Below are 19,501 nucleotides of genomic sequence, written 5' to 3'. Positions count from 1 at the left end.
AGCGCGAGCGGGAGCGGGGGCGCCACATGAGTGCTCCCGTTCCTCCCGTGCCCCTCTGGGGGCGGCGAAGGCTCTGGCGCGGCGGGATTCATTCACCGAGCGTCGCAAGCCCGTCTGAATCGATGGTTAAGGAGACATGACGTGTGGGATAGCGGGGGGCGGCTCGCGGGGGTCCGCGAGGTGCGGGACGGTTGCCCACAGGCTGTGGACGGCCCTCACCGGCCCGGGAGTTGCGGTCCGCGCGTCCATCCCCCCGTGGAAGGACGCGCGGACCGGTTCAGGGCCCGGACCGGTTCAGGGCAGGCGGCGGGCCAGGAGGGCGAAGGCGGTGGCCGTCGCGGCGGCCGCCACGGCCAGGAGGAGGCCGGTTTCCACGTACTGCAGGGGCCAGTAGTGGGACTGCGGGTGGAACGTGGCGCGGGTGATGTGGACGCCGTTCGGCGTGGCGGTGTCCCAGGAGACCTGGAAGGCCGAGCGGGGCAGTTCGATGCTGCCGGCCGCGACGCGGGTGACGGCGGGCCACAGCTCCTCCCGGTGGCGTTCCAGCAGGGTGTGGAGGAGCAGGGAGGCGGCGAGACCCATTCCGGCCGCCGGCAGGGCGCGGCGCCACACGAGGCCGGCGAGCGCGCCGAAGGCCAGGCCGGCAAGGGGGTAGGCCACGGCCACCGGGCCGGTCGAGACGAAGACGTCCGGGTAGTACCAGTCGCCTGCCAGGTCGGGGTCGCCGTCCCCGCGTGCCCAGACGTTCAACAGGACGGTCCCGCTCGTGCCCGCGGTGAGCAGCGCGGCGGGAACGGCCAGTTTCGCGGCCAGCCAGCGGGCCGGGCCGACCGACTGGGTCCACGCCAACTGCGCGGTGCCGTTCTCCAGTTCACGCCCGATGAGCGCGCCGCCGGCCCAGGCGGCGACGGGGAACACGGCGTAGGACAGCACGGTGGCGATCACGGCCAGGCCGTTCGCGTACGTCTCGTCGGCGGTGATCGCCTCGACCGCCGCGCAGGACGGCAGACGGTCGGTCGGGGGCGTGGCGCAGGCGCTGTCGCCGGCGCGGGCCTCGCCGCCGAGGCCGTGCAGCCAGACCAGGGCGACCGTCGTGGCGGCCAGGGCCAGGGCCGACAGGACGAGGGCCGGGCGATGCGTCCGCGCCACCGTCCGGAGCAGGCCGCCCGGGCGGGGAGCGGGCCGGGTCAGGGGTGTGGCCGCCGAGGCCAGGGCGCTCATACGGCGGCTCCCGTCCGGCGGCGCAGCAGCCGGAAGGCGGCCACGACGGCCAGGGCCGCGACGGCGAGGGCGATACCGGACTCCATGAGCTGGAGGGGCCAGAAGTGGGAGGACGGGTGGTAGACGGCGTAGTAGCCGGTGATGCCGGACTCGGCGGGACAGTCGAGTTCACCCCAGCACTCGGGGACGGGTACGCGGGCTCCGGTGGCGGTGAGGGCGCCTTCCTCGACGACGAGGCCGGGGGGGTTGGGAGTGCTGCCGGCCGACGTCACCGTCGCCGTCGTGGGCCACAGGCGCGGGCGCAGCTCGTCGAGCACCCACACGAGGGACACGACCGCCAGGACCGCCACGCCGAGGGCGGGCAGGGCCCGGCGCAGCAGCAGGCCCGCCAGGACGCCGAGGGCCAGGGCGGCGAGGGTGTGGGCGGTGGCGACCGGCCCGTTGATCTCGAAGACGCGGTCGTCATGCCACTCGTACCAGCCCATGAGGCGGTCCAGGGAGTTCTTCGGCGATGACCAGAGCATGCGGTGCAGCAGGGTGACCGCGAAGGTGCCGGCCACGAGGAGCACGGCCGGTACCGCGAGCTTGGCCGCCAGCCAGCGGGCCGGGCTGACCGACTGGGTCCAGGCCAGCTCGGCCGTGCCGTTCTCCATCTCACGCCCGGTCAGGGCACCGCCCGCCCAGGCGGCGGTGAGCACCGGCAGGAGGGTGACGAGTCCGGAGGCGATCGCCACGGCCAGCTGGTGACGGCCGACGGCGGAGCCGGAGAAGTGGCAGTCCGGGCCCGGCCCCGGCCGGTCGCAGCCCAGCGCCCGGTACTCGGCCAGGGCGGCGTCGGCGCCCGGGCCGGCCGCCCAGAGCAGCGCCCCCAGGCACACGGCCGTCAGCATCAGCCAGAACAGGAACGCCGAGCGGTGCACGCGGAGCAACGCCGGTACCAGGCCGTGCGGTGCCCGGGACTCCTTGACGGCGGCGGAGGCCCCGGCGGTCACGGCGCTCACGCGGCGGCCTCCTGCTCGGTGTCCAGCACGAGCGGCGGGGCCTCGGGGGAGCGCAGATGGGCGAGGACGAGTTCCTCCAGGGAGGGACGGTCGGTCCGCCGTCCCTCGCCGAGCGGGCCCGCGGGCCGGACCAGCGCGGTCAGCTGGCGGCCGGTGGTGCGGGACTCGACCACGGTGTGCGGCTCCAGGGTGTCGCCGGACCGGCCCGTGACCAGGGTGTGCGCGGCGAGCAGATCGTCCAGCGGTCCGGCGAGCCGGACCCGTCCGCCGCCGAGCAGCAGCAGGTGGTCGCAGGAGCCCTCCAGCTCCGCCACGACATGCGAGGACATGACAACCGTGGTGCCGTGGTCGGCGGCGTCGGCCATCAGGGTCGCCATCAGCTGGTGCCGGGCGAGGGGGTCCAGGTCGGCCATCGGTTCGTCCAGGAGCAGGAGTTCGGGGCGCTTGCCGAGGGCCAGGGCGAGCGCGACGCGGGTCCGCTGGCCGCCGGAGAGCGAGCGGATCCTCGCCCCCGGGTCCAGGTCGCCCTCCGCGATGATCCGCTCGGGGACCCGGGCGTCCCAGCGGCGGGGGTTGAGGTCGCGGCCTAGGCGCAGGGTGCCGGCGATGGTGAGCTGGGGGTGGAGGGGCTTGTTCTGGGCGACGTAGGCGAGGCGCTCGCGGGCCGCGGCCGGAGTGCGGCCGAGCACGGCGATCGAGCCCTCGGTCGGCCGGAGCAGTCCGGCCGCGAGGGCGAGGAGGGTGGACTTGCCGGCGCCGTTCGGGCCGGTGAGGGCGCACACGCGGCCCGCTGGGAGCCGGAAGGAACAGCCTTCCAGGGCCTGCCTGCGACGTCGCCCGAAACTCCTGCCCAGTGCCGCCGCCTCTATGGCGGTGTCGGTCATGCGTCCCCCTTGGATTGTGCGAAGTGTGCGTCGAGTACGGATGTGAAGAGGGCGTCCACGTCGTCGCGCTCCAGCCCGGCCGCGCGGGCCCGGGCCGCCCATGCCTCCAGCTCCGCGCGGAGCGGCGAGTCGGCGGGGGCGGTGCCCAGGGACCTGCGGACGAACGTGCCGAGCCCGCGCCGGGCCTCGACCAGGCCCTCTCGCTCCAGCTCCCGGTAGGCCTTGAGGACGGTGTTCGGGTTGATGGCGGTGGCCTCGACGACCTCGCGGGCCGTGGGCAGCTTGTCGCCCTCCTCGAGGAGGCCCAGGCGCAGGGCCTGCTTGGTCTGCTGGACGATCTGGACGTAGGTGGCCACGCCGCTGCGCCGGTCGATGCGGTACTCGACCACTGCTGCACCACCCTTTCACTAATTGAGTAGTGAAAGGGTGGTGCTAAGGGGTCGCAAAGTCAAGCTTGTTCTCGTGAACCGTTCGCACCGGGCGGTCCGATGAAAAGACGTGAGCGAAACGAGAAGCGACGGGGAGCTGCTGCGGGCCGTGGCCGCGGACGCCGACCGGCGCGCCTTCGAGGAGCTGTACCGGCGCTACGCGCCGTGGCTCCGGGCCCGGCTGCGGGGCCGGTGCGCCGACCTGGGCGTCGTCGACGACGTCGTGCAGGAGACGTTCCTCGCCGTGTGGCGCGGCAAGGCCCGCTACCGCGAGGAGGGCGATGTCGCCGGATGGCTGTGGCGCATCGGGTCACGGCGGCTGGTGGACGCGCTGCGCGGTGACGGGGCGCGGGGACGGCTGCGGCAGGCGCTGGCACGGCTGCGGCACCGGGACGAGGCGTCGGCGGAGGAACGCGTGCTCGCGGGGGTGGAGCACGGGGACCTCGCCGGCGCCCTGGTGCGGCTGTCACCGGAGCTGCGGGCGGTGCTGCAGGCGACCGTGATCGACGGGCTGACGACCCGGGAGGCGGCCGTACTCCTCGGCATTCCGCCGGGGACGGTCAAGACGCGGGCGATGCGGGCCCGGAAGCAGTTGCGGGAGGCGTTGGCATGAGTTGGCACGTGCCTGAAGAAGATCTGCGCGCTTACGCGCGGGGGGAGTTGGCCGCGCCCGCGCTGTGGTCGGCCGACTCCCACCTGACGTCGTGCGCCCGGTGCCGGGGTGTGCTCGCCGAGGTCGGTGATCCCGCCGTGCTCGACACCGGATGGGAGCGGCTCGACGCCGAGCTCGACGCGCCCCGGACGGGGGTGCTGGAGTCGCTGCTGGTGCGACTCGGCGTGGCCGGGCACACCGCGCGGCTGCTGGCCGCGACGCCCGTGCTGCGGCGCTCCTGGCTGGGGGCCGTCGCCGCCGTGCTGCTGCTGAGCGTCGGAGCGGCGCATGCCGTGCGGGGCGGGGACTTCCCGACGCTGTTCCTCGCCCTCGCCCCGCTGCTGCCGCTGGCCGGGGTGGCGCTGTCGTACGGGCCGGCGCTGGATCCGACGTACGAGATGGCCGTCGTGGCGCCGATGCACGGCTTCCGGCTGCTGATGATCCGGACGGTGGCGGTACTGGGCGTGGCGCTGGGGCTGAACGGGCTGGCGACGCTGGCGCTGCCCGGGTACGGGCTGCGGGCCCTGGCCTGGCTGCTGCCCGCGCTCGCACTGACCGCGACCGGGCTGGCGCTGACGCCCCGGCTGGGACCGGTGCTCGCACCGTCGCTGGTGGGCGGGGCGTGGATCGGCCTGCTGGTTGCGGCCGACGCGCTGCGGGCCGGGGCCGGGGCGCCGCTCGCGCCGTTCACCGTGGCCGGGCAGGGCGTGGCGGCGGCGGTCGCCGCGCTCGCCGCCGGGCTGCTCTTCCTCCTTCGTGACCGCTTCGACCTCTTCCAGGGACGTGCCGTATGACCACGACCGTGTCCGCCTCCGGGATCGGCCTCCGCTACGGCGGCACCCGTGCCCTCGACGACGTGTCGCTGCGGCTGACCACCGGCGTCACCGGGCTGCTCGGGCCCAACGGCGCGGGCAAGACCACCCTGCTGCGGGTCCTCGCCACGGCCCTGCCCGCCGACCGGGGCTCCTTCACCGTCCTCGGACACGACCCGGGCACCGCGAGGGGCAGGCAGGAGGTACGCCGCCGCCTGGGCTATCTGCCGCAGACACCGGGGTTCCACCCGGACTTCACGGCCTTCGAGTTCGTCGACTACGTGGCGATCCTGAAGGAGATGACCGGCCGGGCCGCCCGGCACCGGGAGGTGCGGCGGGTGCTCGACGAGGTGGGACTGGCCGAGGTGCGGGGGAAGCGGATCCGCAAGCTGTCCGGCGGGATGCGGCAGCGTGTCGCGCTGGGAGCCGCCCTCGTCGGCGACCCCGGCTTCCTGGTGCTCGACGAGCCGACCGTCGGGCTGGACCCCGAACAGCGCATGCGCTTCCGCGAGTTGATCGCCGGAGCCGGGGAGGGGCGTACGGTGCTGCTGTCCACCCACCAGACCGAGGACGTGGCGATGCTCTGCCACCGGGTGCTGGTCATGGCCGGCGGCCGGGTCCGCTTCGAGGGAACCCCGGCCGAGCTGACGGCCCGGGCCGCCGGGAGGGTGTGGAGCAGCACGGAACGCGACCCGGGCGCCAGGGCGGGATGGCGCACGGGGACCGGATCCTTCCGCAACGTCGGTGACCCCCCGGACGGCGCCGAACTGCTCGAACCCACCCTGGAGGACGGCTACCTGCTCACCCTCGACGGAGCCGGAACGGGTGCCGGAGCGATTGCCGGAGAGGGGGTGTCCGCGTGACCGCCGTGGTGGAGAAGCCGGTCCAGCCTTCCGCCCGGACCGAGCCGGGCGGGGCGTGGGCCGCCGTGCTCGCCCTGGCCCTGCTCGAGACGCGTCGGCTGCTGACCAGGCTGCCCGTGATCATCGCCTTTCTCGTCTACGTCGGCTGGACCGTGTGGCGCGACGGCAAGGCCTGGGGCGACTTTCCGGCCCTCCAGGACGCCGACCGCGCCACCCAGGGCGCGCCGACGCTGGTCGGCCTCGCCGTGCTGCTGTGCGTCAACCACGCCGCGCTGCGCTCGCGCCGCCACGGGACGGAGCGGCACTTCGCGGTGCTGGTGCTCCAGCCGTGGCGGCGCACGGTCGCCCACGCCCTGTCGGCCCTGGCCGTGGCCCTGCTGGTCGCCGTGTGCGTGGCCGCGCAGTTCGGCCGGGAGGCGCTCAGGCCCGGCGCGATCGGGCAGGGGTCGGTGGGCGAGCTGCTCGTCGGGCCGCTGACCGTGCTGTTGCTCGGCCTGGCCGGGCTGCTCATCGCAGGGCTGGTGAGGTCCGCCCTCGCCGCACCGCTGCTGGTCGTGTTCTCCCTCTTCCTGTTCCTCTTCTTCTGGGGCACGAGCGACGCCGCGAACCGCTGGCTGCTGCCGATCGTCACCGAGGCGAGCAGCAACACACTGCCGTCCGACCTGATGGGCCGGCCCGCCGCCTGGCACGCCCTGTACCTGGCCGGGCTGGCGCTGTGCGTGGGCCTGGTCGCGGTGCTGGTCGCCGGAGGCCGTAAGCCGCTGGTGTCGGCGGGCCTCGCCGGGGCGGTGGCGATGACCCTGGCGGGAGGCGTGGCCCAGACGCGCGGCGACTCACCCGAACTGGTCCGGGCCCGCGAACGGGCCACGGTGAACCCGGAGCAGGCGCAGTCCTGCGTCCGGCGGGACGGATCGACGTACTGCGCCTTCCCCGAGTGGGGACCACGGGTCGACGACTGGGCCCGGGTGGTGGACCGCGTCCGGTCCCTGGCCGGAGGCGGCGCGCACGAACGGGACGTCGCCGTACGCCAGCGGATCGAGGCCCGCTACGGCCTCAGCGGCGACGGTGCGCTGGCGCCGCTGGAGCGTCCGCACGAGGTGACCGTGGGCACCCGGTGGGGTGGCAACCGCGTCCCCGAGTTCTCCGCCGCCGTCGCCGGAGTGCTGGTCGCGGGGAGCGAGAAGGCGTCCACGTCGATGTGCGACGGGCGCATGGTCACCGTCATGTGGCTGACCGTGGGCTGGGAGTCCGACCCGCTGGCGGCACTGCGCCGGGTCCGCCTCGACGACAGCGTGACCGGCTCGGCCCTCGTGCTCCAGCCGACGGACGGTCTCTACATGACGGACGCCCAGACGGAGGTGCTGCGCGAACTGCTGGACCGGCCCCGTGGCGAGGTCACCGCGCGCGTCAAGGCCCACTGGGACGAGCTGACCGCACCGAAGGTGACGGCCGCCCGGGCGGCGGAGCTGCTGGGCGTCAAGGCACCCAAGGGGGACGACAAGTGCCTGGACTGAGGAGCGAGTTGGTCGTAGCCGTCAGCCGGACCCTGCCGTGGGGTGTGGTCGGGGCCGCCGGTGCGGCGGGGCTGCTGATCGCCGCGATGTCCCGGACAGCCGGCGAGGCTGGGGAGTGGCTCGCCCTGCCCCTGCTGCGCGCGGCGATTCTGGCCTTCGCGATGGGCCTGGTGTTCCTCCTCGACGACCCGGCCCGGCACACCACGTCGACCGTGCCGACCCCGCGCCCGGTCCGCACCGTGCTGCGGGTGGCCCTCGTCGTCCCGGCCGTGGCGGCCTGGTGGACGGTGGCCCTGCTGCTCGTGCCGCCGGGCATACGGCCGCCGGCCGCCGACCTGACCCTGGAAGCCGGGGCGGCGTTCGTGCTCGCCGTGGCCGGTGCGGTGGCCGCGGTGCGCTTCAGCGAGGAGCCCCGGCCCGGGCCGCGGGTGGCGGCGGGTCTGCTGACTGCTTCTCTCCTGGCCTTGTTGTTCTGGCCCGGGAAGTGGGCGCTGTTCGTGCCGGTGGAGGACGAGCGGTGGGCGGCGGCGCACGACCGGTGGGCGGTGGTGCTGGTGGCGGGCGTGGTCGTGGGAGTGCTGGGGGCGGTGGAGCCGGTGCGGAGGCGGGTGTGGGGGCGGGTGTGGGGTCGGGCGTGAGGCCGGGTGTGGGGTCGGGCGTGAGGTCGGGTGTGGGGTCGGGCGTGAGGTCGGGTGTGGGGTCGGGCGTGGGGGTGGTCCGGGGGCAAGCACCGGTTGGATCACTAGAGTGCCGCCGTGGACCTCAAAGCGGTGAAGGCATTCGTGGCGATCGCCGATGCCGGGCAGTTCCAGAAGGCCGCAGTCGATCTCTCCCTCACCCAGCAGGCCGTGTCCAAGCGGATCGCCGCGCTGGAGAAGGACCTCGGAGTGCGGCTTCTGGTCCGTACGCCGCGTGGAGCGGAGCTCACCATCGACGGACAGGCGCTCCTGCCCCACGCCCGGGCCCTGCTCCAGGCGGAGGAGCGGGCGGTGGCGGCCGTACGCCCCGGGGACCGTGCGCTGCGCGTGGACGTCGTGGGACGCAGGGCCGCCACGGCCGGCCTGGTACGGGACTTCCACCGCGCGCATCCGGAGATCGCGCTGGACGTCATCGCGCTGTTCGGCGCGGACGCGGCCGTGACGGCTGTGCGGGACGGGGCGGTCGACGCCACCTTCCGCGCGGTGACCATGCCGGGGCACCGGCTGCCCGACGACGTCTCGGCCGTCCCGGTGCTGGACGAACCACTCCGGCTCTGCGTCGGACCCGACCACGAGTTCGCCCGCGCCCCTTGGATCACTCCGGCGCAGCTGGCCGGGCAACGGATCTGGATGCCGGGCAACACGCCGGGGACGGAGTGGTCCGTCTACTACGACGACCTCGCCACGGCCTTCGGCCCGACCATCGACACCATCGGCCCGAACTTCGGCATCGAAGCCCTCCTGGACACCATCGCGGACTCCCCCACCCTCGCGACCTTCCTGAGTGAACGCACTCCCCTGGTCTGGCCTGCCGACCACGACCTGCGCCTCGTCCCCGTGATCGACCCGACCCCGGTCTACCCGCACTCACTGCTCTGGCGAACGGACAATCCGCATCCCGGCCTGGCGGCACTGCGCGACCACATGGTGGCTACGCGGCCACGGTTGGCGGAGGGGGAGGTGTGGAAGCCGAGTTGGGCGGGGTGAGGTCGGGTGGGGCGAGGTGAGGGGTCGGGTGGGGCGAGGTGAGCCGAGAGGAACTGTCGGGGCCGCCCGCTTCTTTGCCAGTGTCGTGCTTCCACGGCCTGCCTCAAGGGCGCTGCACTCCGCTGCGCTGCGTTCCGCGTCGCCTTCGGCGATGGCCCTGCGGGCCACCCTTGACCCAGTCCGCTCCAGCACGCGAGAGAAGCGAGCGGGCGGCCCGGGGAAAGCGGGGTCCCAGGTTCCTGCCCCCTTAGGTCGGCTGCGTGGCCGCCCGGCGATTGGGGGCGCGGTCGCACCTCGCCAGCACGCCGGGTGGGCTCAGCGGCCATCCGTGGGTGGGTGGTGTGGCGCTTCGGGGTGGGATCAGCGGCTATCGGTGGGTGGGCTTGGCTGCTGTCGGTGGGGCGGTGGGGGGGGCTTCGCGAGGTTCGTTGGTGATGTGGGGTGCTGATGGGTCGGGAAGTGGCATGAAGTGGGGGATTGGAGCATCTGGGTCACGGGGCTTCTCCCCGACCTGCGGTTTTGCACCAGTCCTTGGCACAAACGCTCCACTTGCTACTCCAGACCCCCGAAAGGGCCTCGGCCGTGCCGAGCCGACGCACCCACCGTCCGAACACGGTGGGCCGAACCCCCCACTCACGGTGCGCCGCTGAGCGCACCCGGCGTGCTGGCGAGGCGCGGTCGCGCCCCTCCTCGCCGAGCGGCTACGCAGCCGACCGAGGGGGGCGACGTGCCTTGGCCACCCGTTCCTCCCCGGGCCGCTCGCTCGCTTCTCTCCCGTGCTGGAGCGGACTGGGTCAAGGGTGGCCCGCAGGGCCATCGCCGAAGGCGACGCGAAGCGCCCTTGAGGCAGGCCGTGGAAGCACGACACTGGCAAAGAAGCGAGTGGCCCCGACAGTTACTTCGTGACGTGCATGAGGAACGACGCCCACGGGCCCGACCGGAACACGAGCACGGGGCCGTGCTGCAGCTTGCTGTCGCGGACGGGGACCAGGCCAGGGCAGTTGTCGGCGACCTCGACGCAGTTCGTGCCACCCCCATCGCTGTAGGACGACTTGCGCCATACGGCGGTGCTGAGGTCGAGGCTTCGGATCATGATCTGCACTCCTCCAAGAGGCGCTCGATGAACGCTGTCGACTCCTCCGGAGTCAGCGCCGCGTCCCTGACGAGATCGTAGGACCAGCGGAATGACAAGACCTTGTCCGGATCGTCGATCAACTCGCCGAAGCTGTTGCCCTCCACATAGGCAACAGGATCACCGACTCGTTGCCACAACAGTGTGAGGTGGCTGTTCATGAGGTCGTGCACACCCGCTGTGTAGGGCAGTACCTGTGGTGCGACGGAAGGCAGTTCGGCAGCGTCCAGCAAGCGTGACAACTGCGTACTTGTCTTTGACGACCTCCTTGCGCGCGTCCCGCCACAGGCGAACCAACAGGTCACCGGACTCGTAGTAGCTGTCCAGGACCTCCATCACCGTTCGTTTGGTCGCTGTCGTTTCGCGCTCACCAGGGCGGTCGAGTCGCTGGGGGACGTGCTGTGGATCGCGTGTGGGAGGGCGGCAACCTTTCCGCGCGGGGCGGCGACCAACCGTCGGATCATCCCCCCACACGGAACGGATTCGCCGCATGAGTGAGCTGCGCAGCAAGCCCCGGCATCGAAGAGGCCGCACGGCTCTGGTGGTCGGGGTCCCGCTGGCCCTGACGGCCGCCGGCACCCTCGCCTACGGCTCCACCGACCTCGGGATGCTCGGACAGGCCTCGGCCGCACAGGCCGCCGCTCCGGCCTGGGTCGCGGCCGCGGCGACCACCCTCACCGTCGCCCAGGACGGCAGCGGTCAGTACCGCACCGTGCAGGCCGCCGTGAACGCCGTACCGGCGAACAATGCGTCGCGGGTCGTGATCGCCGTGAAGCCGGGGACGTACCGGGAACTCGTCAAGGTGCCGTCCAGCAAGCCGCACGTCACCATCCAGGGCACGGGCGGGAGTCGTAAGGACACGACGATCGTCTACAACAACGCGTCCGGTACGCCGAAGCCGGGCGGTGGTACGTACGGCACCAGCGGAAGCGCGACCGTCGCCGTCGAGGCCGATGACTTCCAGGCGCGGAACCTGACCATCTCCAACGACTTCGACGAGAAGGCCAACCAGGGCATCAAGGACCAGCAGGCCGTGGCGCTCCGGACCGCGGCCGACAGGGTGTTCCTGGACGGGATCATCGTCAGTGGGGACCAGGACACGCTGCTGCTCGACACCGCCGGGAAGGGCCGGCTCGGCCGGGTCTACGTCGGCAACTCCTACGTGATCGGCAACGTCGACTTCATCTTCGGCCGGGCCACGGCCGTCGTCGACAAGTCCGTCATCACGCTGAAGAAGCGCTGGAACGGCACCTCGGCCGGGTACGTCACCGCACCGAGCACCGCGGCGAACCGCAAGGGCATCCTGATCGCCAACTCCACGGTGAACGGCGACGTGTCGGCCGGGAGCTTCTACCTCGGCCGGCCCTGGCACGCGGGCGGGGACGCGTCCCTCGATCCGCAGACCACCGTCCGCAACACCAACCTCAGCTCCGCGATCAAGTCCACGCCGTGGACCGACATGAGCGGCTTCTCCTGGAAGGACGACCGGTTCGCCGAGTACGGCAACTACGGCGCCGGTGCGGGCCCGGCGAGCAGTGACCGACCCCAGCTGAGCGACGCGCAGGCCGCGAACCAGGAGGTCGGGGACTGGCTCGAGGGTTGGACGCCTTCGGCGTCCTGACGGCTCCCTTCCGGGTTCGGCTGACGTCGGCGCCGAACCCGGAAGGGTCACCAACGCTGTCGTTACTGGTTCCAGGCGTAGTGCAGCCGGTCGAGGCCGCTCTGGTTGTTCACCGTCAGGCTCAGGTTGGTGCCCGTGCCCTGGAGCGTGGTGAGGGAGTAGGTGTCGCCGTTGCGCAGGCCGGGCCAGTAGACGGAGCCCAGGCCCAGCTCACGGATGGTGTCGGTGGCGGCCTGGATGTAGGCGACCTCGTTGGAGCCGTTGACGGGGCCGTTGTAGTCCAGGCCGGTGGTCATCGAGGCGCCGAACTCGTCGAGGACGGTGCGCGAGGCGCAGTCGCCGATGCGCTGCTTGAAGTCGGCCTTCCACTGGTCGACGCTGGTCCAGTCGGTGTGCCAGAAGCCGTAGTTGTGCAGGGCGAGGCGGGTGCCCTTGAGGCGCGGGTCGGCGCAGACGGGCTTGACGTCCTCGCTGTACTTGTAGCCGCCGATCAGGACCCGGTCGCGGGGTATGAAGCGGTGCTTGGTGACCCAGCGGGCGGCGACGTCGGTCCACTCCTGCGCGGTGTAGCCGAAGGGTTCGTTCATCGGCTCGAAGTACACCTTGGAGTTGCCGGCGTAGGCGGAGGTGAGCCGCGCCCACATCTGGTCCCAGGCGGCCTGGTCGTCGATCTTGCCGTCCTTGGCGTTGTCGGCCTCCCAGTAGCCCAGGATGACCTTGAAGCCCTTGGCGGTGGCGGCGTCGATCGCGCCCCGGTACGACTTCCAGAACGGGCCGTTCACGGAGGTCGGGTTGACCGGGAGGCGGACGGTGTTGGCGCCGAGCTTGCCGAAGCCGCTGATGATCGCCTTGGACTTGGCGTAGGTGGTGGCGTAGCTGTCGGAGGTGGACAGGCCCGAGGGCACGACCGCGTCGTGGGCGTAGTTGTCGCGCGGGTCGGCCCAGTTGACGCCCTTGAAGTCACTGACGGGCGGTGGTGTGGCGGTGTCGGAGGCGGCCGCGGGGGAGGCGAGCGCTCCGCCGAATGCCGTGACGCAGGCCAGCAGCGCCCCCACGCAAGCTGTCCCACGGTGGTTCTTTTGTGACACGACATCCCCTTCTGAGCAGTGCGAAGGTGAGCGGCCCGGAGATGGAACGCTCAGTGGGGCACGAAACTAGAAGGGGACTCGAACAGAGGTCAACACATCTGCACACCAAGTTTCATTCACGTCCCAGGCCCAGAGCCCAGTCCCAGGCCCAGAGCCCAGTCCCAGGGCTCAGCCGCCCACCGACAGCCCCGAGCCCGACACCCGGACCCGGATGCCGTCCTCCTCCACCCGTACGTCCTGCAGCCGCACGTCGCCCTGCTCCGGCTTCGGCAGTTCGAAGGCCAGCGCCAGCCGGTCGGCGAGGACCGGGCGGGTCAGGCGGGACAGCTCGTCGAGGAGGTCCGGGTCGAGACCCAGGCGGCGCATCACGTCGGGGTTGCTCAGGGCCAGGTCGATGAGGTTGAGGCGTTCGGCCTGGCGGGCGAAGCGCGGGGAGCCGGTCAGTTCGGTGAGTTTGCCGTCGTCGGCGAGGGCCTCGCTGACCGTTGTCTCGGGCACTCCCATCCGCTGCACGATGGCCGGTACGGACAGCAGTGCCCTGGCCTTCCGCGTCTCGCGGGCGAGGTCGGCGCTGGCCTTGGGCGTCAGGTGCAGGCCCTCGGAGGCGCGGGTGCCGGGCCGGTAGGTGGCGAGGTCGCCGATGTCGAGCCGCATGCCGCCGATCTCGGTGGCGATGCCCCGCTCGCCCTGCCGCTGGATCCGGGCCTCGGCGCGCAGCCGCAGGTCGTGCCCGGCGACCGGCAGGGTGCCGTCGGCCCGGACCCGGTCGTGGCGCTCGCCGGTGAACTTCACCTGGGAGGCGCCGAGTTCGCGGTTGAGGTCCTCGAAGGAGAGCAGGACGTCCCCGTCGAAGCGGGGGATGTCGGCGCCGCGCACGGACGTCAGGCCGTCGGCGTTCAGCCGGATGTCATGGGCGGTGGCCGACACCTTGGCGAGGGACACCCGGTCGGCGGCGACGTCGGGGACGGTCAGCTTCACCGAGTCCAGCCGCTTCTTGGCGAGCTGGGTGAGGAAGGGGAAGCCGCCGATCTCCACCTCGGGTGCCGCCGCCAGGTCGAGGCGGTCCTTGAGGGTGTCCGCGGCGCGGTGTTCGGCGTACAGCACGGCCCAGCGGTCGCCGAGGGCGAGGAAGGCGGCGAGCACGAGGAGGGCGACCACGGCCTTCACGGCGAGAGGCAGCCCGGCGAAACGGTTCTTCTTGCGCCGGCCGCCTCGGCGGTGGTCGGGCGGCGACCACTGGGGTTCCCGCGCGTCCCGCTGCTCGGCGTCCTCGCCGAGGAACTCCTCCAGAGGGGTCTCCTCCAGTGGGCCGTCGTCGAGGGCGCCGAGTTCGTCGTAGGGGCTGCGGGGCCCCTCGGAGCGGTCGTCAGGCTGGTGGTGCGTGTCTATGCGGTGGGGGGTACGCATCGATCCATCCGACCATGCGCACCGCCCACGCCCCAACTCGAACCACTGCTATGCGATTTACTTCACGATCGTGATCCGGTCCGCCTTCGGCGGCGCGATCGGGTTCGTGGCCGACGAGTTGGCCGTCAGGTACTGCTCCAGCGCGGTCAGGTCATCGGCGCCCACGACGTCGTCGGTGCCCTGGCCCAGCGTGGGGAAGCCGTCGCCGCCGCCCGCGAGGAAGCTGTTCGTCGCGACGCGGTAGGTGGCCCCCGGGTCGATGGCCGTGCCGTTGAGCCTGATGCTGTCCGTGACCACGCGGTCCGCGCCGGACTTGGTGAGGTCCAGCGTGTAGGTCAGGCCGGAGGAGACCTGGAGGACCTTCGGCGCCGCCGCGTTCGCGCCGGACACCTGCTCCTTCAGCACCTGGATCAGCTGGGCGCCCGTGAAGTTCTGGAGGTTCACGGTGTTGGCGAACGGCTGGACCGTGAAGCCCTCGGCGTACGTCACGACACCGTCGCCCTCACCGGCCTTGGCCGCGTACGTCAGCGGGGCCCGGATGCCTCCGGGGTTCATCAGCGCCAGGTCGGTCTCCGGGTCGAGCTGCTTGCCGTGGGCGAGCTGCGCGTCGGCGATGAGGTCGCCGAGCGGGGACTCGGTGCCGGTGTTGCCGATGTCGCCGGAGATGTGGCCGATCGCGCGGTTGCCGATGGGCGCGGCCAGGGTGTTCCACTTGCTGATCAGCTCGGTCATGTCGGGCGCCTTGGGGACGTCCCGGGTGACCACGTGGTTCGCCGACTTGACGGCCGTACGGGCGATGTCGCCGGTCAGGCGGTCGTACGTGAGCGTGGTGTCGGTGTAGAGGCGGCCGAAGGACGCGGCCGAGGTGACCATGCGGGGCTTGCCCGCCGGGTCGGGGATGGTGCACACGTACGCGCTGTGGGTGTGGCCGGTGACCAGCGCGTCCACCTGCGGCGTGATGTTCTTGGCGATGTCGACGATCGGGCCGGAGACGCCGTCGCCGGCGCCCGGGGCGTCACAGTCGTAGTTGTACGACGTCGACGCCGGGAAGCCGCCCTCGTGGATGAGCGCGACGATCGACTTCACGCCCTGCCGCTCCAGCACCTTGGCGTACTTGTTGATCGTCTCGACCTCGTCCTTGAAGGAGAGGCCCTTGACGCCGTCGGCGGAGACGATGTCCGGGGTGCCCTCCAGCGTCACGCCGATGAAGCCGACCTTGACGCCGTTCTTCTTCCACACCCAGTAGGGCTTGAGGATCGGCTTCTTCGTCTTCTCGTCGAGGACGTTGGCGGCCAGGTAGGGGAAGTCGGCGCCCTCGAACTCCTCGTCCGTGTAGCAGCCGTCCTTGGGGTGGCAGCCGCCGTTCTGGAGGCGGGCCAGCTCCTTGGCGCCCTCGTCGAACTCGTGGTTGCCGACGGAGGTGACGTCGAGGTCGAGCTTGTTCAGCGCCTCGATGGTCGGCTCGTCGTGGAAGAGGCCGGAGATCAGCGGGGAGGCGCCGACCATGTCGCCGCCGGCCGCGGTGATGGAGTACTTCTCGCCCTCGCGGGCCTGACGCAGATGCGTGGCGAGGTACTCCGCGCCGCCCGCGTCGATGGTCTTCGTCGTGCCGTCGTGCTGGAGTTCGGTGACCCGCCCGGAGGAGCCGGTGGGCGGCTCCAGGTTGCCGTGCAGGTCGTTGAAGGACAGCAGTTGGACGTCCTGGTAGCGGCCGGGCCACTGGCCGGGCTGGTTCTCACCGGCCGACGCCGACCCGGGCACCATCGCCGCGGCCAGCGCGCCGACGGCGGCGACCCCTGCGGTGAGGGCGACGAGGCGGGTGTTACGACGTCTGCGGCGCTCCTGGTGCGCCGGTGCCGCTGCGGGTGTGGTGGCTGGCATTCGCCCCCCTGGGTGTCTGCTGGACAGTGATGTCGTCCGGCGCAGCCTAGAGTCAACGCGCGTAGCGCGACAGGTGTTTCGTGGTTACATCCTGGTGTCGTCTTTGCCTCCGATTTGCCGGTGGCGCCCCGTACCCTCTTACGCATGACCAGCGACGACACCGTACGGCCCGGCCGCAGCCGCTCGATCGACACGTACGCCGCGCTCTCCGCGGAGCAGACCGAGGCCGTCCTCGGGCTCCTCGGCGAGGCCGCCGCCACCGACGGGCAGCAGGCGGTGTCCGAACAGGGCCGGTTGCAGCTGCGGGGCGGCGAACGCGAGGGCGTGTCCCATCTGCTGCTCACCGTCGACGGCGAACTCCTCGGCTACGCCCAGTTGGAGGACACGGACGTGGTGGAGCCGCCGGCGGCCGAGCTGGTCGTCCACCCGGCGCACCGCGGCCACGGGCACGGCCGGGCGCTCGGCTCGGCCCTGCTGGCCGCGTCCGGCAAGCGGCTGCGGGTCTGGGCGCACGGCGGCCATTCCGCCGCCCGGCATCTCGCCCAGGTCCTGGGGCTGACCCTGTTCCGTGAACTGCGTCAGATGCGCCGCCCGTTGACCGGCTTCGACGCGCCCGAGCCGGTCCTCCCCGAGGGTGTCACGGTCCGCACCTTCGTCCCCGGGCAGGACGACGCGGCCTGGCTCGCCGTGAACGCGGCCGCCTTCGCCCACCACCCCGAGCAGGGTTCCCTCACCCAGCGCGACCTCGACGACCGCAAGGCCGAGCCGTGGTTCGACCCGGCGGGGTTCTTCCTGGCCTTCCGCGGTGACGAACTCGTCGGCTTCCACTGGACGAAGGTCCACGCCCAGGAGGGCCTCGGCGAGGTCTACGTCCTGGGCGTCGGCCCCGGCGCCCAGGGCGGCGGTCTCGGCAAGGCCCTCACCACGATCGGACTGCGGCACCTGGCGGGGCAGGGGCTGCCGACGGCGATGCTGTACGTCGACGCCGACAACAAGGCGGCGGTGTCGGTGTACGAGCGGCTGGGGTTCGTCACCCACGAGGTGGATCTGATGTACCGGACGGAGACGTGACGGCGACCGGCCCCGCGTAGTGGCGGATGCCGTCCTATTCGCCGGTGAGGGCGGGGCTGTCGGGCGGCGGTACCGCCGCCCCCGGCAGCCGTACCGTCGCCACCGTGCCCCCGCCCTCGGCGCGGGACAGCGACACCTCACCCCCGGCCTGCTGCACCGTGCGCGCCACGATCGACAGGCCGAGTCCCGAGCCCGGCAACGCCCGCGCGCTCGGGGAGCGCCAGAAGCGGTCGAAGACGTGGGGGAGTTCCTCGGCGGCGATGCCCGGGCCGTGGTCGCGGACCGTGAGGGTGCCCTCGGTCAGGCGCACCTCGATCGTGCCGCCCTCCGGACTGAACTTCACCGCGTTGTCCAGGATGTTCACCACCGCCCGCTCCAGCGCGGAGGGCTCCGCCCGGACGAACCAGGGCCGCACGTCCGCCGTGATCGACAGCTCCGGGCCGCGCAGCCGGGCCCGCCGCAGCGCCGACTCGACGGTGTCGTGCCAGGCGACGATCTGGGCCCGGCCCGAGTGCTGGCCGATGTCCGGACGCGACAGCTCCTGGAGGTCGCCGATGAGCGCGGCCAGCTCCGTCATCTGCGCCTTCACCGACGCGAGCAGCGCCTTGCGGTCCCCCTCGGGGATGGGTCGGCCGGTTTCCTCGCTGCGGGTGAGGAGTTCGATGTTGGTGCGCAGTGAGGTGAGCGGCGTACGGAGTTCGTGGCCGGCGTCCGCGATGAGCTGTTGCTGGAGTTCGCGGGAGCTGGCGAGGGCCGAGGTCATGGAGTTGAAGGAGTGGGAGAGGCGGGCCACCTCGTCCTCGCTGTCGTCGTCCACCGGGATGCGGACGCCCAGGTCTTCCGTGCGGGCCACGTGTTCGACGGCTTCGGTGAGTTTGTCGATCGGGCGCAGACCGGCCCGGGCGACCGCCAGTCCGGCGGCTCCGGCGCCCAGCACCCCCACGCCCGAGACCAGCAGCAGGATCAGGGCGAGATCGTTCAGTGTGGCCTTGGTGTTCTTCAGCGGCACGGCGAGGATCAGCGCGGCGTTGGGCGCGTCGGGCTGCTCCGAGGCCAGGCGCAGGGTCACCACGCGAAGGGCGTTGCCGTGCTCGTCGGTGCCGTCGCGGACGATGCCGCGACCGACGGGGGAGTTCTCGATCACTTCCCTGTCGGCCCCGGTGACCTTGACCAGGCCCACGGAGCTGGAGTGGACGCAGATCTCCCCGTCCGCCTTGACGACCTCGAAGTAGGAGCTGTTCCGGAAGCTGATGCCGCCCTGAGGAGTTTGCGTGCAGTGGTCCACGGCCTCCTGAATGGCGATGTTCTGGCCCTCCTTCTGGAGCATCCTCTCCAGGTCGTTGTCCACCTGGTCGTACAGCTTCCCCTGCACGATGAACCAGCACGTCACCGACACCGCCGCGACCGCGAACGCCACCGCCGCCGCCACCAGCAGCGCCAGGCGCGAGCGGATCGGCAGGGAACGGAAGCGGCGGACGACCTTGTTCACTCCGCGCCGCCCTGCCGCAACACGTAGCCGACACCCCGCACCGTGTGGACGAGGCGCGGCTCACCGCCGGCCTCCGTCTTGCGGCGCAGGTACATGACGTACACGTCGAGGGAGTTCGACGACGGTTCGAAGTCGAATCCCCACACCGACTTGAGGATCTGCTCCCGCGTGAGCACCTGGCGCGGGTGTGCCATGAACATCTCCAGAAGTGTGAACTCCGTGCGGGTCAGCTCCACCCGGCGGCCGCCCCGCGTGACCTCGCGCGTCGCCAGGTCCATGCGCAGGTCGGCGAAGGTGAGGGCGTCCTCGTCGGCCGGGCTGCCCGCGCCCACGGCCGCCGCGTACGAACTGCGGCGCAGCAGGGCGCGGATACGGGCGAAGAGCTCGTCGAGTTCGAAGGGCTTGACCAGGTAGTCGTCGGCGCCCGCGTCGAGGCCCGTGACCCGGTCGCCGACCGTGTCGCGGGCCGTGAGCATCAGGATGGGCGTCGTGTCGCCGGTGGCGCGGATGCGGCGGGCGGCGGTCAGGCCGTCCATACGGGGCATCTGGATGTCGAGGACGACGAGGTCGGGCCGGTACGCCGCGGCCTTGTCCAGGGCGTCCGCGCCGTCGACGGCGACCTCCGTCCCGTACCCCTCGAAGGCGAGGCTGCGCTGGAGTGCTTCGCGTACCGCCGGCTCGTCGTCGACGATCAGGATGCGCTGGGGGTCACGGTCGCCGTCTGCGGGGCTCATGGGTCGGGGTTCCTCGGG

The 19,501-nt window shown here is 72.1% G+C and carries 18 protein-coding genes and 1 pseudogene; 8 read left to right on the top strand and 11 right to left on the bottom strand.

All coding sequences use genetic code 11. From position 1 onward, the window contains the following. Positions 1 to 294 precede the first annotated feature (294 nt). Genes IE212_RS19565 through IE212_RS19550 form a run of 4 tightly spaced genes read right to left on the bottom strand, consistent with a single transcriptional unit; the run spans position 295 to position 3,495 of the window. The gene (locus tag IE212_RS19565) at positions 295 to 1,221 is read right to left on the bottom strand and encodes an ABC-2 membrane transporter-related protein (RefSeq protein ID WP_190199161.1); all 927 of its coding nucleotides are present in this window, start codon (positions 1,219 to 1,221) and stop codon (positions 295 to 297) included. Next, entirely contained in the window at positions 1,218 to 2,222 is a 1,005-nt protein-coding gene (locus IE212_RS19560; protein ID WP_190199160.1) for an ABC-2 membrane transporter-related protein, read from the bottom strand. Before IE212_RS19560 ends, IE212_RS19565 begins: the two co-directional genes overlap by 4 nt. Then, positions 2,219 to 3,106, bottom strand: coding sequence for an ABC transporter ATP-binding protein (locus tag IE212_RS19555; protein WP_190199159.1), 888 nt, complete (start codon positions 3,104 to 3,106; stop codon positions 2,219 to 2,221). The genes IE212_RS19560 and IE212_RS19555 overlap by 4 nt, the downstream gene beginning before the upstream one ends. Further along, on the bottom strand, positions 3,103 to 3,495 hold the full coding sequence (locus tag IE212_RS19550; RefSeq protein ID WP_190199158.1) for a GntR family transcriptional regulator: 393 nt from the start codon (positions 3,493 to 3,495) through the stop codon (positions 3,103 to 3,105). The genes IE212_RS19555 and IE212_RS19550 overlap by 4 nt, the downstream gene beginning before the upstream one ends. Before the next feature lie 109 nt (positions 3,496 to 3,604). Between IE212_RS19550 and IE212_RS19545 the strand changes: the two genes are divergently transcribed. From IE212_RS19545 to IE212_RS19520, 6 genes are all read left to right on the top strand, one after another. Then, complete coding sequence (locus tag IE212_RS19545) at positions 3,605 to 4,147, top strand: RNA polymerase sigma factor (protein ID WP_114253888.1); 543 nt, start codon at positions 3,605 to 3,607, stop codon at positions 4,145 to 4,147. Continuing rightward, positions 4,144 to 4,980 (top strand): zf-HC2 domain-containing protein, encoded by an 837-nt coding sequence (locus IE212_RS19540; RefSeq protein WP_190199157.1) that lies wholly within the window; start codon positions 4,144 to 4,146, stop codon positions 4,978 to 4,980. Before IE212_RS19545 ends, IE212_RS19540 begins: the two co-directional genes overlap by 4 nt. After that, a complete protein-coding gene (locus IE212_RS19535) occupies positions 4,977 to 5,861 on the top strand; it encodes an ABC transporter ATP-binding protein (protein WP_190199156.1) in 885 nt (294 codons plus the stop codon). Before IE212_RS19540 ends, IE212_RS19535 begins: the two co-directional genes overlap by 4 nt. Further along, positions 5,858 to 7,375: an ABC transporter permease gene (locus IE212_RS19530; protein WP_190199155.1), complete on the top strand. Its 1,518-nt coding sequence runs from the start codon at positions 5,858 to 5,860 to the stop codon at positions 7,373 to 7,375. Before IE212_RS19535 ends, IE212_RS19530 begins: the two co-directional genes overlap by 4 nt. Next, the gene (locus IE212_RS19525; RefSeq protein ID WP_229864446.1) at positions 7,363 to 8,013 is read left to right on the top strand and encodes an ABC transporter; all 651 of its coding nucleotides are present in this window, start codon (positions 7,363 to 7,365) and stop codon (positions 8,011 to 8,013) included. The genes IE212_RS19530 and IE212_RS19525 overlap by 13 nt, the downstream gene beginning before the upstream one ends. 117 nt (positions 8,014 to 8,130) lie before the next feature. Next, positions 8,131 to 9,060, top strand: a complete 930-nt coding sequence (locus tag IE212_RS19520; protein ID WP_190199154.1) for a LysR family transcriptional regulator — start codon at positions 8,131 to 8,133, stop codon at positions 9,058 to 9,060. A gap of 895 nt (positions 9,061 to 9,955) precedes the next feature. On the opposite strand, the gene IE212_RS19515 is transcribed toward IE212_RS19520, so the two are convergent. Continuing rightward, entirely contained in the window at positions 9,956 to 10,153 is a 198-nt protein-coding gene (locus tag IE212_RS19515) for a DUF397 domain-containing protein (protein WP_190199153.1), read from the bottom strand. Next, the gene (locus IE212_RS19510) at positions 10,150 to 10,497 is read right to left on the bottom strand and encodes a Scr1 family TA system antitoxin-like transcriptional regulator (RefSeq protein ID WP_229864444.1); all 348 of its coding nucleotides are present in this window, start codon (positions 10,495 to 10,497) and stop codon (positions 10,150 to 10,152) included. Before IE212_RS19510 ends, IE212_RS19515 begins: the two co-directional genes overlap by 4 nt. A gap of 347 nt (positions 10,498 to 10,844) precedes the next feature. Here IE212_RS19510 and IE212_RS19505 point away from each other — a divergent pair. Continuing rightward, positions 10,845 to 11,813: pseudogene (locus IE212_RS19505) on the top strand (pectinesterase family protein); the annotation flags it as partial. A gap of 62 nt (positions 11,814 to 11,875) precedes the next feature. Here IE212_RS19505 and IE212_RS19500 read toward each other — a convergent pair. From IE212_RS19500 to IE212_RS19490, 3 genes are all read right to left on the bottom strand, one after another. Continuing rightward, positions 11,876 to 12,901, bottom strand: coding sequence for a glycoside hydrolase family 5 protein (locus IE212_RS19500; RefSeq protein WP_190199151.1), 1,026 nt, complete (start codon positions 12,899 to 12,901; stop codon positions 11,876 to 11,878). A gap of 168 nt (positions 12,902 to 13,069) precedes the next feature. Next, entirely contained in the window at positions 13,070 to 14,308 is a 1,239-nt protein-coding gene (locus IE212_RS19495; protein ID WP_190199150.1) for an LmeA family phospholipid-binding protein, read from the bottom strand. Positions 14,309 to 14,365: 57 nt separating this feature from the next. Further along, entirely contained in the window at positions 14,366 to 16,189 is a 1,824-nt protein-coding gene (locus IE212_RS19490; RefSeq protein WP_190199149.1) for a bifunctional metallophosphatase/5'-nucleotidase, read from the bottom strand. Positions 16,190 to 16,333: 144 nt separating this feature from the next. Here IE212_RS19490 and mshD point away from each other — a divergent pair, with 144 nt between their 5' ends. Beyond that, positions 16,334 to 17,260 carry a mycothiol synthase gene (gene mshD, locus IE212_RS19485; RefSeq protein ID WP_190199148.1) on the top strand — a complete coding sequence of 309 codons (927 nt, stop codon included), beginning with the start codon at positions 16,334 to 16,336 and terminating at the stop codon, positions 17,258 to 17,260. A gap of 34 nt (positions 17,261 to 17,294) precedes the next feature. Here mshD and IE212_RS19480 read toward each other — a convergent pair whose 3' ends face one another. Both IE212_RS19480 and IE212_RS19475 read right to left on the bottom strand, forming a co-directional pair. Next, complete coding sequence (locus IE212_RS19480; RefSeq protein ID WP_190199147.1) at positions 17,295 to 18,749, bottom strand: sensor histidine kinase; 1,455 nt, start codon at positions 18,747 to 18,749, stop codon at positions 17,295 to 17,297. Continuing rightward, positions 18,746 to 19,483, bottom strand: a complete 738-nt coding sequence (locus IE212_RS19475) for a response regulator transcription factor (protein WP_190199146.1) — start codon at positions 19,481 to 19,483, stop codon at positions 18,746 to 18,748. Before IE212_RS19475 ends, IE212_RS19480 begins: the two co-directional genes overlap by 4 nt. Positions 19,484 to 19,501: the final 18 nt, after the last annotated feature.

It is taken from the genome of Streptomyces djakartensis (assembly GCF_014651075.1).
Taxonomy (GTDB): Bacteria; Actinomycetota; Actinomycetes; order Streptomycetales; family Streptomycetaceae; genus Streptomyces; species Streptomyces djakartensis.
This window is presented reverse-complemented; position numbering and strand designations above follow the sequence as displayed.

Excerpts from the sequence above, each read along its gene's own strand:
- IE212_RS19515 (WP_190199153.1), bottom strand. The coding sequence starts at position 10,153 with ATGATCCGAAGCCTCGACCTCAGCACCGCCGTATGGCGCAAGTCGTCC.
- IE212_RS19475 (WP_190199146.1), bottom strand. The coding sequence starts at position 19,483 with ATGAGCCCCGCAGACGGCGACCGTGACCCCCAGCGCATCCTGATCGTC.
- IE212_RS19565 (WP_190199161.1), bottom strand. The coding sequence starts at position 1,221 with ATGAGCGCCCTGGCCTCGGCGGCCACACCCCTGACCCGGCCCGCTCCC.
- mshD (WP_190199148.1), top strand. The coding sequence starts at position 16,334 with ATGACCAGCGACGACACCGTACGGCCCGGCCGCAGCCGCTCGATCGAC.
- IE212_RS19495 (WP_190199150.1), bottom strand. The coding sequence starts at position 14,308 with ATGCGTACCCCCCACCGCATAGACACGCACCACCAGCCTGACGACCGC.
- IE212_RS19490 (WP_190199149.1), bottom strand. The coding sequence starts at position 16,189 with ATGCCAGCCACCACACCCGCAGCGGCACCGGCGCACCAGGAGCGCCGC.
- IE212_RS19535 (WP_190199156.1), top strand. The coding sequence starts at position 4,977 with ATGACCACGACCGTGTCCGCCTCCGGGATCGGCCTCCGCTACGGCGGC.
- IE212_RS19540 (WP_190199157.1), top strand. The coding sequence starts at position 4,144 with ATGAGTTGGCACGTGCCTGAAGAAGATCTGCGCGCTTACGCGCGGGGG.
- IE212_RS19555 (WP_190199159.1), bottom strand. The coding sequence starts at position 3,106 with ATGACCGACACCGCCATAGAGGCGGCGGCACTGGGCAGGAGTTTCGGG.